We start from the raw sequence: 12,785 nt of genomic DNA, 5'->3' as shown, positions 1-12,785 counted from the left end.
TCCTAGGCCGCCAGCGCCTTGATGGCCGCCGCCAGGCGGTCGAGCTCCTCGTTGCGCGTGAACCAGGACGGCGTGACGCGGATGCAGGCGCCGCCGGCCGGTCCCTTGCGCGCGACGGTGAAAATGCCGTAGTCGTCGGCCAGCCGGCGCGCCAGCGCCACGTTGTCCTCGTAGCGCGTCTTGTCGCGGATGCGGAACGACGTGAGCGCGCCATACGTCGTGGGGTCTTCCGGCGTGAGCACCTGCACGCCCGGCAGCTCGCGCACCTGGTGCACCCAGCGGTCGCGCAACTGGCGCAGGCGCGCGGCGCGGTCGGCCAGCTTGACGCGGCCATGGAAGTCGAGGGCGGCGGGTATCGTCATCACGGCCGGCACGTCCATCGTCCCCGCGTGCACGCGGGCGCGGACGTCGCCGTCCGGGTACAGCGTGTTGCCGGCGTGCGGCGCGATGTCCTGCAGGCGCGACGCGCGGATCGCCAGGAAGCCGCTGCACGGCGGCGCGCCGATCCACTTGTGCAGGTTGCCGCCCACGAAGTCCGCGCCAAGATCCGGGATCGCATAGTCCAGCTGGCCCCAGGACTGGGCGATGTCGACCACGACGTCGACGCCGCGGCCCTTCGCCATGCGCACGATCTCGGCCACGGGGGTCACGAGGCCCGTGCGGTTGTTGACGTGCGTGAGCAGCAGCAGGCGCGTGCGCGGATGCTGGCGCAAGGCCTGCTCGTACGCGTCGATGACGCCCTGGCGCGTGGCCGGCTCCGGCGTCTGCACGGTGACAAGCTGGTGGCCGCCGCGGCGCGCCGTCGCGGCCATCGCATCCTGCACCACGTCGTAGTCGAGGTCCCCCATCATCAGCACGTCGCCCGGGCGCAGCAGGCGGTAGTTGCCGATCAGGTTCTGCAGCGACTCGCAGGCATTGCGCGTCAGCGCCAGCTCGCCCGGCGCGACACCCGTATGCGCGGCCAGGCGCGCGCGGATCGCGTCGCGCTCGACGCTGTCGAAGCGCGTGCGCAGGTAGTGCGAGCTTCCCCGGTTCAGCACGTCGATATTGTGCCGGTACGCTTCCAGCACGGGACGCGCCATGACGCCGAGGTAGGCATTCTCCAGGTTGACGAATTCCGTGGCGACGTCGTAGTGGCGCGCCAGCGCGTCCCAGTCGACGGCATTGGCGCCGGCAGCGCTGCCGGCCGCGCCCGCGGCCGGCGTGCCCGGGGCCTCGGCGGCGCCGGCGGGGCCGTGCGCGCCCAGCGCCAGGCCGGCGGCGCCGCACAGCAGGGTCCTGCGGTTCAAGTTCGGTGTGGTCATGGCGTCGCATCAAGAGTGGATGTGCCGCCCAGTATGGCGCAGCGGCCGCCACGGGGGCAAGACGGCCGCTGATGGCCCCATCAGCGCCGCTTATGCCCGCCCCTTCCAAGACCGTCCCGGCTGGGCCATAATGCCCGCACCATGCTCGAGCGCGACATCGATATCTTCCGCACCGTGATGACTTCCGGCTCCGCCACCAAGGCGGCGCGCCTGCTCGGCCTGTCCCAGCCGGCCGTCAGCCTCGCGCTGCGCCGGCTCGAGAAGCACGCGGGGCTCGACCTGTTCCAGCGCGCCGGCGGCAAGCTGCGCCCGAACCAGGAAGCGCACGCGCTGCTGGCGGAGGTGCAGCGCCATTACGTCGGCATGGACCTGATCGAACACCGCATCCGCACGCTGAGCCAGTTCGGGGCCGGCCGCGTGCGCATCGCCAGTTTCCCCGGCCTGGGCATCGGCTTCATGCCGCGCGTGCTGGCCGACCTGGGGCCGCAGCGCGAGCGCAGCCTGGTCTCGCTGCAGGTGATGGGCTCGCAGGACGTGCGCGACTGCGTGCTGCGCGGCGAGGCGGAATTCGGCCTGGTAGCGGACGACGTGTCCGTGAGCGGCCTCGAACATGCGCTGTTCGCCCACTATTTCGGCGTCGTCGCCCTGCCCGCCGGCCATCCGCTCGCGGCGCAGGACGTCGTGACGCCGCGCCAGCTGGCGCGCTACCCCTTCGTGTCGCTGAACCCGGGCGACACCGTCAGCGTGCGCCTGGACGCCATCTGCCGCGCCCACGGCGTGCAGCTGCGGACGGCCATCGAGAGCACCTACACGATCAGCCTGTGCGAACTGGTGCGCAGCGGGATCGGCATCGCCATCGTCAACCCCGTCACGGCTTGCGACTACCTGGGCACGGGCCTCGTGTTCCGTCCCTTTTCCGAGCGCCTCGATTTCACGGCGCTGACCGTGTGGCCGCCGGACCAGCCGGCGTCGCCGTTCGTGCGCGCGCTGCCGGCCGCCATGCGCAAGCGCCTGGAAGCGGACATGGCGAGACTCGCCGCGCAGATGCCGGCGCGCGGCGTCACCCTGCACCAGTTCCAGAAGATCGCGCCTCCGCTGCCCCACCCGGCCGCGTGACGCCGGCCCGCCCGGCGCCGGCGCGCTTGCGCAGGCGCCGCGCGCCGATCACGACGGCCGTGCCGGAAAACAGCAGCCCGCCCGCGCCGAGCACCAGCAACACGGCCTCGCGCACCCAGCCGGCGTCCAGCATCGCCGGCAAGTCCCAGCTGTGCAGCAGGTTGAACAGCCAGCGGCCCAGGCGCTGGCGGCGGTCCAGGCTGGACGCGACCTCGCCCGTGTACGGATCGAGGTGGGTCCAGGTCGCGTGCGCGTCGTCGTAGACGAGGCGCAGCACGGGCAGGCGGCGCTCGTCGGCGCCGTACATCGACTGCTCCTGGCGGGCATAGTAATAGGCGTCGTAGCGGTCGACGCGTTGCGGCACGGACGCCGCGCCCGGCATCAGGTGGCGCGCTGCCGCCAGCAGGCGGGCGCCCGGCCAGCGCGTCAGCACGGCGAAGCCGGCGCCGTCGTTCGCGACGATCCGCGTGCGGTCACAGCCGTCGCGCGCCAGCAGGAAGGGTGCGCCATCCAGCACCCGCCATTCGAGCTCGCGCGGATCGAATCCGGCGTCGCGCAGCAGCGCCAGCGCGCGCGCCACGGGCAGGTCCGGACGCCGCACCCCGGGCGTGCCGCCCGCGTAGGCGGCCGCGTCGGGCTCCGGGCCGGCCGCATCGAACACGCCGAGCGGATTCATCGACATCAGGCCGCTGAAGATCCAGGCCAGCACCAGCGCGCCGAACGCGAGTCCCAGCACGTGGTGCCAGCGCATCGCCGTCTCCCGGAACGGCGTCTTCGCGCCGGACTTGTAGCGGCCGCTGAAGCGCCAGCGCAAGATGCCGTTCAGCGCCCCCGTGAGGGCCGACACGGTGCCCACGGCGGACAAGGCGATCACGAGCCAGGTCCAGACGGGGTCGGACGGCTGGTTGCGGAACATGTACAGCCAGTGCAGCCAGGCGCCGACGAAGTTCCACAGCCGCTGCGCGCGCGGCGCGTCCAGCATCACCTGCCCCGTGCGCGACGACACGTACAGCCGCGTGGCGGCGCCATCGCCCATCTCGACCACGTGCAGCGGCCGGTGGACGTCCAGCGCACGCGAATGCGTCCAGCGGTCTTCGCCGACGGTGCCCATGTAGCTGGCCCGCGCGCCGGGCAGGAAGGAGCGTGCCGCCTCCAGCGCGCCCTCTCTGCCGACGGCGCCTTCGCGGCGTCCGGTCCGCGCGTCGAACGCGGTCACGGCGCCGCGCCCGTCGGTCAGCACGTAGTGCGGTGCGCCGCGGACCGACGTCAGCACGAGCTTGCGCGCATCCTGCACGCCCGGCAGCGCCGCGGGGTCGACGCAGCAGCCTTGCGCCGGAAGCGCCGGCAGGCCCGCCAGGCGCTCCCACGGCGTCAGCTTCGGGTAGCCCGCGAACAGCATCACCATGCCGCTGGCGAACCACAGCACCATCAGCACGCACATGGACACGCCCGTCCAGCGGTGGACGAGGAAGGCGGCGCGCTTGAAGCCGGTACTCATCGGGCGCACGTCAGAACCGGTGGTCGAGCACGAGCTCGACGCGGCGATCCGGCCCCACCAGCCACTGCGTCGGCGTGTAGTACGCCGTCTGGTAGTAGCGCTTGTCGAAGACGTTGGTGCCGTGCAGCGTCAGGCTGGTCTGGCCCGCCACCTTCCAGCGCAGCGACAGGTCGGTGGTCGCGTAGGCGGGCATGCGCAGCGTGTTCGCGTTGTCGGCATAGCGCTCCCCCACGTAGCGCAGGCCGGCGCTGGCGCTCCAGGCGGGCAGCGGCTGCCAGTGCAGCCACAGGTTCGCCAGGCGGCGCGGTACGTCCGGCGGCAGCTTGCCCGCGCGCGAGACGGGTATGCCGCCCACGTTCTCGCTGAAGTCGTCGTAGCGGGCGCGCAGCACGGAGGCGTTGGCGTCCAGCGTCCACCCCGGCGCCAGCAGCAGGTTCAGCGTCCCTTCGACGCCGCGCGAGGAGCGGCCTCCGACCTGAATGCTCTGTGCCGGATTGGCCGGATCGCGCGTCAGCAGGTTGTCCTTGCGGATGTCGTAGACGGCGAGCGTCCACTCTCCCCGTTTGTCGGCCAGCGACTGCTTGACGCCCGCTTCGAACTGGCGCCCCGTCGCGTTCTTGAAATTGCTGTTGGCGGGCGACAGGAACAGCTGCGAGCTCACGGGGTCGGCGGCGCGCGCATACTGGGCGTACAGGGCAAGGCCGGGCGCCGCCTCGTAGACGGTACCGACCCGCCAGCCCGTATCGGCGAACACCTTGTCGTAGGCGAGGCGGCGGGCCACCAAGTCGGTGCGCTCCAGCTTCGCATGGTCGTAGCGCAGGCCGCCCAGCAGCGACCAGCGCTCGTCCAGCGCCAGGCGGTCCTCCATGAACAGCGCGTACTGGCGCGCGCGGATGCGGTAGCGCGGGATCGTTGGGATGTCGCTCACGAAGACGCCCGGCACCGGGTCATACAGGTCGACCGGGCCCGGCGAGCCCGCATAGGTATTGTTGATGTGGGTGAACGAGGTGGCGTTCACGTCGAAGCCCGCCGAGACGTCGTTCTTCAGGCCGAACAGGCTGCCCTTGACGGTGGCCGTCGTCGTGTTGCCGTTCTGGGCCTGGTCGTGCAGGATCTCCGTATCGTCGGAACGGTCGACGAGGCGCGTGTCCGGGTCGTAGACATAGGCCTCGGCATTGCGCCAGTGGCGGTCGCTCGCGACGCGGTAGAAGCGCGAGCGCACCGTCGTCGACGCATCGGGCTGCCAGTTGGCGTCCAGACCGAACCAGCGGTCCTTGTAGGTGATGACGCTGTCGGCCACGTTGTAGTTCCGGTCGCGCGTCGCCTCCAGCTGCTGGCCGTCGACCAGCGGCGTGCCGAAATAGCGCATCGGCTTCTGGTAGCCGTAGGCCATCGACAGCTTGAACCACAGCTCGGGCGACACGTCGAAGCGCAGCGCGCCGGAAAACGCGCGGTTGCGCGACTCGCCCATGTCGACCCAGCCGTCCGACCGGTCCGCGCTGGCATCGACGCGGTAGGACCAGTGTTCGTCGATCGCCCCGCCGCTGCCGAACGCGATGCGGCGCGTGTCCTCCGTGCCGATGGCGGCCTGGACCTCGTTCTGCACGGGACCGCGGGTCGGCTGCTTCGGCACGACGTTGACGACGCCGCCGATGGCGCCCTCGCCATAGATCACGGACGCCGGTCCGCGCAGCACCTCGATGCGCTCGACGGCCCAGGTATCGAAGGGAAACGAAAGGCCGGCGCCGCCGTACTGGCGCAGGCCGTCGTACAGGCGCATCACGGACGTGGTGTCCGTGAAGCCGCGCGCGGCCAGCGACGAGGATGAGTTGCCCGGATGCGGCAGGCTGCTGATGCCGGGGGCGCGCACGATCGCGTCCGTCAGGTTGACGTCGCCGCGCTCCTCCAGCTGCTTGCGTGTGAGGACGTCGATGCTGGCCGGCGTCTCCAGCCGCGACAAATCGAGGTAGGAGCCGGTGGCGGTGCGGTCCTGCAGCGTGCCGTCCTGGGCGCTGCCCGTGACGACGACTTTCGCGACGGGGCCCGGTTCGGGGTCGTCGAAGGCCTGGGCCGGCTGGGTGCCGCACCAGGCCAGCAGGCAGGAAATATAGAGTGCCTTGCGCGGCAAGGACGACGGGGTGGCGGAGAATACGCGCGTGGGATGCATGGTTGTTCTTCTATCGTTCTGGTGGGCCGCCGCGGCCGTGTCGTGACGGCGGCGGGCGGCGATCGCCGCCACGCACGCTGGCCACCGGCGCGCGGGGCGCATGCCGGGGCAGATGTGATACGTGGTGGCGTCATGCCGGAAACCGGCAGCGGTGCAACTCAGGCGAAGAAGGCAGGCGGGGCGCGCGATTGCGCGGCGATCCACGCTGCCAGCGGGCGCGCGGAACGATAGTAGAGCGGCGGATAGTCGTCGTGCCCGCGCAGGACGGCGAGCACGAAGGGCGTGGGCGGCGTCATCGCCACGGGATGCGCATGGGTGAGGCAGTAGGCGCAGTGGCCGGCGTTCTTGGCCAGCGCATCGTCGCCGCCGGGGATGGCGGCATCCTGTTGCAGCAGCTGGATGCCGTGCGCCGTACAGATCTCGACGACGTCCTGGACGGCCTGCGACGCGGGCAGCGCTTGCGACACCGAGGGCGCGAGCACGCCGAACAGGACGGCCAGCATGGCGATCCAGGCGGTGACGCAGCGGTGTCTCAGTGAAGTGCCCATGGCGTCATTATAGCCAAAGCGACATCGCGCGCCGCTCCGCTGTTCGGGGGAGGACAAAATGTCCATCGGCACGAGAAGCCGAATCGGGCGCGGCCACGCTGGCACCGATGCTAAGCTGACCATTCGACAACATTCATGGATTTGCGATGCCGAATCAGCGCCGGGAAAGCGCGCCCTGCCACCGCGATGCGCTTCCTTTCATGTTCGCCACGGGCATCGAGAACAGTGCCCCGACGATCGAGGGCGGCAAGCTGCGCCGCGACCAGATGGCCGAGTGCGGGCACTACGACCACTGGAAGACGGACTTCGCCCGCACCGCGGAGCTGGGCGTGCGCTGGCTGCGCTACGGCGTGCCCTTGTACCGTACCTGGCTCGGCCCCGACCGCTACGACTGGGAATTCTCCGACCTGGCCTTCGCCGAGCTGCGCCGCCTGGGCATCGAGCCCATCGTCGACCTCTGCCATTTCTGCGTGCCGGACTGGATCGGCAATTTCCAGAATCCCGACTTCCCCGCCTTGTTCAAGGAGTATGCGGGCGCCTTCGCCCGGCGCTATCCCTGGGTGCGCCTGTACACCCCCGTCAACGAGATCTATATCGGCGCGCGCTCGTCGGCGCTGTACGGCTGGTGGAACGAGCAGGAACGCAGCCATGCGGCCTACGTGCGCGCCCTGCACCACCTGGCCCGCGCCAGCGTGCTGGCCATGCACGAGATCCTGCGCCACCGGCCCGACGCCCTGTTCGTGCAGAGCGAGTCGACCGAGTACTTCCATGCCGCGGTGCCGGGCGCCGTCGCGCTGTCCAATGCCCGCAACGAACGGCGCTTCCTGTCGCTGGACCTGAACTACGGCCGTCCGCTCGCGGGCGCGCTGCGCGAGTACGTGCTCGACAACGGCATGCAGGAAGAAGACCTGCGCTTCTTCGAGGAGCACGCGCTGCGCCACTGCTGCATCCTGGGTACCGACTACTACGAGAGCAACGAGCACCACGTCGAGGAAAACGGCGAGATGGGCCTGCCCGACGGGCTGCTCGGCTATGCCGCCATCGCGCACGAGTACTGGCAGCGCTACGGGCTGCCGCTGATGCACACGGAGACCAACCGCGACCAGGGCGACGGCGGCGACGAGGCCAGCGCGTGGCTGCGCCACCAGTGGATGCTGGTGCGCAGCCTGATGCATTGCGGCGTGCCGATGGTGGGCTTCACCTGGTATGCGCTGGCCGACCAGGTCGACTGGGACATCCACCTGCGCGAGCAGCACGGCAAGGTCAATCCGCGCGGCCTCGTCGACCTCGAACGGCGGGTACGCCCTGTCGGCCACGCCTACCGCGAACTGATCGCCGCCTGGACGGGGCACGTCTGACGCACGCCGGGCGGCAACGCCCGGCGCCGCTCAATGCTGCAGGCGGGCGCCTGCCCAGGCCACTTCCACTGGCAAGCCGCCCGCCTCCCCGCTGACCAGTTCCAGCGTGCGCACGCCGCGCACATCGACATCGACGTCGGCCGGCACCTTGCCCCGCCCTTCGGACAGGGGCTTGCCGTCGCCGAGGATGCGCCACGCCAGCCCGTCCCGCGCAGCCATGCCGCCATCGTTGACGCCGACACGGCCGCGAAAGCGCGCGAATTCCCCGTCCAGGCGCAGCGCCAGGCGCGAACCGGCGAGCACGCCCAGGCCGTCGTCCGCCCGCACGCCCGCCAGCGCCAGCGGCCGCCCCGACGGCGCCGCGTTCACCTGCGCGGGAATCCACGATGCCGCGAGCAGCGTCGGCAACGCGGCACCTCCGTCCTCCAGCACGCGGATGCGCGCCGGGACCTCGCTGAGGTACACGGTGCCTGGCTCCGCGGCGGCGCCGCTCAGCAGCAGCAGCGCCGTCTCGCGGGGCGCCAGCGCGACGGTCAGCGCGCCGTCCAGGCGGCGCTCGGCGCCCGTCCACAGGTCGCGCGCCGTCGCACCGGAGGCCATGTGGAGGCGCGCCAGCGGCAGTGTCACGCGGCGCGCACGATCGCCGCGGTTGACCACCGCGACGGCCTTGCGGCCGGCCGCGGCCAGCGTCCGCGCCAGGACCTGGACGTCGCCGTCGCGCATCACGGTCACGCCCTGGTGGCCGGCCGGGTCCTGGTCGACGGCGATGACCTCGCGTTTTCCCGCGATGTCGAGCAGCGCCTGCGGCATGCGGGTCAGGTCGGCGCCCAGGATCAGCGGCGCCGCCGCGATTGCCCACAGCGACAGGTGGGAGCGCGCCTCCACCAGGTGGCCGGCGTCGAATTCCCCGTGGCCCAGCTCCAGCATGTCCGGGTCGTTCCAGCCGCCCGGTCCCGCGTACAGCGCACGCGCGGCGGCGCTGTCGAAGTTGTGCAGCATCGACGTCCAGGTCGGCTCGATGTCGGCGCTGGTGCGCCACAGGTTGCCGTACTTGCCGGCCCAGTTGCCCACCCGTGCCTCGCCCCAGGCGCAGATGGAGAGCACGTAGTCGTCCTCCGGCCGGACGGCATGCAGCGCGCCCTTCAGGCCCGCGTACAAGGCCTCGACCCGGGCGGCGCCGGCGGCATCGGGCCGGCCGAGCACGATCCAGGGCTCGACGGCGCGGTGCGTGCCGTCGCTCACCCAGGGCTGCTCCGCGCCGAAGTCGGCCAGGCCGCAGGCATCCACCTTGACGTAGTCGAACCGCCATTCGCCGAACAGCAGGCGCATGTCGGCGGCCTGGTGGCCGAAGGTGCCGATCTCGCGGGCGGCCTGCGTGCCCTCGGGCAGGTTGGGCGAATGCCGGTCCCAGGCCTGCGAGCAGGCATTGCGGCCGATGTCCGTGTAGATGCCGGCCCTCAGGCCGCGCGCGTGCAGCGCGTCGACGAAGCGGCGCATGCTGGTGCTGCCGTCGGCCAGCGCGCCGCTGGGGAACATGCTGGTGCGCACCTCGATGCGGCCGTCGGCGCGGCGCGTGCGCCACCAGCCGTCGTCCATATTCACGTAGCGGTAGCCGGCATCGCGCAGGCCGCTGCTCGCCAGCTTGTCCGCGACGGCCAGGATCTTCGCCTCGTCGACCTCCGTGTGGAAGGCGTTCCACGGATTCCAGCCCATCGGCGGCGTCGCGGCCGGAGCCGGAGCGGCGGTGCCGGCAAGCGCGGCAGCGGACCCGGCCAGCAGCGCCGCGGCCAGCAGCGTGCCACGCGCCCTCATGCCGGCACCGCCTCGATCAGCAGCGCACGGGTGAAGCGCAGCGTCGGCCGCGCAACGCCGCCCTGCACCTCGCCGAGATCGCGGCCGTCCACGTAGTCGCGCAGGCGCCAGCGCCCCGGTCCCAGGCCGCGCAACGCGACCGGGCCATCCCAGTGCGGCGCGTAGAACGCGAAGTACATGCGGCCATCCTTCTCGATCGCATGGCCCTCGGGCTTGTCGAAGCCGATGTCGTACAGTTCACCCCGATAGACACCCTGCGGCAGCATCTTGTCGCGGTAGACCCCGATCCACTTGCGCCAGACGACTTCCTTTTCCGGCGTCAGCAGGAAGCTGTCCTTGGGCTTGGGGTCGACGGGCCAGGTGAACTTGGTCGACAGCACGGCGCCGATGCCGACGGTGGACGCGAAGTCGTCGTGGCCGTCGCTCAGCTCGACGTGGTCGCCGGCATACGGGGCCGATGGCCCCATCAGCGCCTTGATGGTCTTGCCCTTGTGGCGCACCTGCCAGGACGATAGCGGATCGGACGCCGGCGCCTGGTTCATGTAGGGAAAGTTGTGGAAGGCGTACGAGGTGCCGCAGGGGCACAGCTCGACGACGGCGTTCGGGTTCACTTCGCGCGCCGTGTCGTACACCATCTTCCAGAAATCCTGCAGGCGCTCGAACGATTCCTCCGGACGCGCATGCTTGTGGGCCGGATTGTGGCAGGGCGCGACGCCGTTCAGGTGCTGGCCGTCGATCTTGATGCCCTGGTAGCCCCACTCCCCGAAGATCTTGCGGATCCAGGCCCGCGTCATCTCGCGCGTCGGCTCGTAGGCGGGGCACAGGTAGAAGCTGTTCCACCAGCTGATCAGCTGCGGCGCGCCGTCCTTGTCCAGCAACAGCATGTCCGTATGGTCGTGCAGCAGGTCCGAGCCCGGATCGACGGCCAGCGGCGTGATCCACAGGCGCGCCTTCATGCCGGCGTCCTTGATGGCGCCCACCAGGCCGCGCATGTCCGCTTCTCCGTGCGGGAACTTGTGCGCGTCCAGCTTCCAGTCGCCCTCGTTGTTCTGCCAGCCGTCGTCCAGCACGGCCCATTCGAGACCCAGCTCCTTGGCCTTCTGCAGCGTGCCCACCATCAGGGGCACGGTGAAATCACGTTCGTAGCCCCAGGCGCACCAGATCGGCTCGTAGCAGTCCGCCGGGGCGTCCGGTGCGCGCAGGCCGCGCTCGGCCATCACCTGGCGGTAGCGGTCCAGCGCGGCGAAGTAGTCGCCGCCGTGGATGGCCAGGAAAGTCTCCAGCGTGTCGAACGACGCGCCCGGCGCAATCGTCGCTTCGCCTTCGAACTCGACGGCCAGCGCGGCGCCGCCGTCGACGGCGCGCACGGGCAGCGCCACCAGCCGCGGCACCGTGTCCAGGTGGCCCACGGCGAGGCCGCACTCGCGCTGCCAGACGTCGGCCGCCGGCGTGCCGCCGCCATAGTCGGAACCGTTCATGCCCATGAAGTTGCGCTGGTCGAAGCCGTGCACCAGCGGCTGCACCCAGTCGCGCCGGTCCGGGTGGGTGGCGCCGGAATACGTCCAGAATCCGCGCTCGCCGCGCGCGCTCGGGCGCAGGGTGTGCGCGCTGTTGGCCCAGGCCGCGACCAGCAAGGGCTTGCTGCCGGTGTTGCGGTAGCTCGTCCGGATGACGGCGAAGCCCGGATGACGGGCGTAGAAGGTGACGGCGACGGTCTTCTCGATGCCTTCCGGGGCGAGGCCCGTCAGGCGGTGGCGCACCCCGGGGCCGTGGGCGCCGTCGACGCGGTCGAGCGCCTGGGCGGTGAGGTCGAAGCGCTCGATCCAGCGGCCGTTCGGCAGGCGCAGCCGCTCGCTGGGCGCGAAGCCGGTGACGGCCGCCGGGCGCGCTCCCAGCTTCGAGACCACCCGGCATTGCAGCTTGCCGTCGAACTCGAGGGCCATCGCGGCGTCGCCGATGCGCGCCACGTCCCTGCCCTTGCCGCCCTGGGCGGCCGCCGCTGCAGCCGGCCCCACCGTCGATGCCACGGCCGTCCCGGCCAGCCACTGCAGCAGGCTGCGGCGGCGTTCGTCGTGCGATTGCTTCATAGGTCTCCTCGTGTAGGTCTGTTCCGGGACCGGCGCCGGGCCGGCCCGCGGCCTTCCCTACACCAGCTCGACTTGCGCGCCGCGCGCGCGCAGCGCCTCGACCGTCTCCGGCGCCGCCCCGGCGTCCGTGATGATGCGGTCGATCTGTTCGATCTTAGCGATGACGGACAGGCTGCGCCGTCCGAGCTTGGACGAGTCGCCGACCGCCACCACGCTGCGCGCGATCTCCAGCATGCGCGTGTTCAGCCGCGCTTCCAGCAGGTGCGGCGTCATCACGCCGATCTCCGGATCCAGCCCGTCGAAGCCCAGGAACAGGATGTCGGCGTGCAGTCCCTGCAACGCGGCCTCCGCTTGCGGCCCGCCCAGCGAATACGAACTGGGCCGGAGCACGCCGCCCAGCATGATCAGGGTGACGTGCGGCGCGCCGGCCAGCAGCACCGCGATGTTCAGCGCATTGGTGATCACGTTCACCGACTGCAGCTTCAGGCCGCGGATCTGCTTGGCGATTTCCGCCGTCGTCGTGCCCGAATCGAGCACGATCGTCTGCCCTTCCCCGATCAGTTGCACCGCGGCCTCGGCGATGCGCATCTTTTCGGCGCGACGCAGGCTCTGCTTGACGCCGATCGGCAGGTCCTCGTCGGCGCGCTGGGCCAGCGCCCCGCCGCGCGTGCGCACCACGGCGCCGATCTCGGCCAGCGCATTCAGGTCATTGCGTGCCGTGACCTGCGAGATGTCGAACATCGCCGCAAGCTCGGCCACCGTGATCCGTCCACGCTCACCGACCAGCTCGCGGATGTGGCGGCGGCGCTCCTCGACCAGCAGGTCCGCGTCGCCCGCACCACCTGCGATCGCAGCTTTCGTTTCCGTTTTATTTGTTTGCTTCATTGCCGATCTT

At 71.0% G+C, this 12,785-nt stretch carries 9 protein-coding genes; 2 read left to right on the top strand and 7 right to left on the bottom strand.

Annotation, left to right across the window (positions count from 1 at the left end; translation table 11 throughout):
* Window positions 1-2 precede the first annotated feature (2 nt).
* Entirely contained in the window at window positions 3-1,304 is a 1,302-nt protein-coding gene (locus ACI1V7_RS06115; protein WP_404530853.1) for an aminotransferase class V-fold PLP-dependent enzyme, read from the bottom strand.
* Window positions 1,305-1,445: 141 nt separating this feature from the next.
* On the opposite strand from ACI1V7_RS06115, the gene ACI1V7_RS06110 reads away from it, so the two are divergent.
* On the top strand, window positions 1,446-2,420 hold the full coding sequence (locus ACI1V7_RS06110) for a LysR substrate-binding domain-containing protein (RefSeq protein ID WP_404530852.1): 975 nt from the start codon (window positions 1,446-1,448) through the stop codon (window positions 2,418-2,420).
* Here ACI1V7_RS06110 and ACI1V7_RS06105 read toward each other — a convergent pair.
* From ACI1V7_RS06105 to ACI1V7_RS06095, 3 genes are all read right to left on the bottom strand, one after another.
* Window positions 2,365-3,918 carry a PepSY domain-containing protein gene (locus ACI1V7_RS06105; protein ID WP_404530851.1) on the bottom strand — a complete coding sequence of 518 codons (1,554 nt, stop codon included), beginning with the start codon at window positions 3,916-3,918 and terminating at the stop codon, window positions 2,365-2,367. The genes ACI1V7_RS06110 and ACI1V7_RS06105 overlap by 56 nt on opposite strands.
* Before the next feature lie 10 nt (window positions 3,919-3,928).
* Window positions 3,929-6,085: a TonB-dependent receptor gene (locus ACI1V7_RS06100; protein ID WP_404530850.1), complete on the bottom strand. Its 2,157-nt coding sequence runs from the start codon at window positions 6,083-6,085 to the stop codon at window positions 3,929-3,931.
* Between the two features lie 158 nt (window positions 6,086-6,243).
* Entirely contained in the window at window positions 6,244-6,633 is a 390-nt protein-coding gene (locus ACI1V7_RS06095; RefSeq protein ID WP_404530849.1) for a DUF2946 domain-containing protein, read from the bottom strand.
* Window positions 6,634-6,779: 146 nt separating this feature from the next.
* On the opposite strand from ACI1V7_RS06095, the gene ACI1V7_RS06090 reads away from it, so the two are divergent.
* Window positions 6,780-7,991, top strand: coding sequence for a family 1 glycosylhydrolase (locus ACI1V7_RS06090; RefSeq protein ID WP_404530848.1), 1,212 nt, complete (start codon window positions 6,780-6,782; stop codon window positions 7,989-7,991).
* A gap of 30 nt (window positions 7,992-8,021) precedes the next feature.
* On the opposite strand, the gene ACI1V7_RS06085 is transcribed toward ACI1V7_RS06090, so the two are convergent.
* Genes ACI1V7_RS06085 through ACI1V7_RS06075 form a run of 3 tightly spaced genes read right to left on the bottom strand, consistent with a single transcriptional unit; the run spans window position 8,022 to window position 12,775 of the window.
* Window positions 8,022-9,803 carry an NPCBM/NEW2 domain-containing protein gene (locus tag ACI1V7_RS06085; protein ID WP_404530847.1) on the bottom strand — a complete coding sequence of 594 codons (1,782 nt, stop codon included), beginning with the start codon at window positions 9,801-9,803 and terminating at the stop codon, window positions 8,022-8,024.
* Window positions 9,800-11,890: a glycoside hydrolase family 36 protein gene (locus ACI1V7_RS06080; RefSeq protein ID WP_404530846.1), complete on the bottom strand. Its 2,091-nt coding sequence runs from the start codon at window positions 11,888-11,890 to the stop codon at window positions 9,800-9,802. The genes ACI1V7_RS06085 and ACI1V7_RS06080 overlap by 4 nt, the downstream gene beginning before the upstream one ends.
* 57 nt (window positions 11,891-11,947) lie before the next feature.
* Window positions 11,948-12,775, bottom strand: a complete 828-nt coding sequence (locus ACI1V7_RS06075; RefSeq protein ID WP_404530845.1) for a DeoR/GlpR family DNA-binding transcription regulator — start codon at window positions 12,773-12,775, stop codon at window positions 11,948-11,950.
* Window positions 12,776-12,785: the final 10 nt, after the last annotated feature.

The sequence above is a fragment of the Massilia paldalensis genome (genome assembly GCF_044901715.1).
Taxonomy (GTDB): domain Bacteria; phylum Pseudomonadota; class Gammaproteobacteria; order Burkholderiales; family Burkholderiaceae_D; genus Telluria; species Telluria paldalensis.
The sequence above is the reverse complement of the archived record's forward strand: the minus strand, read 5'-3'. Positions and strand labels throughout refer to the sequence as shown.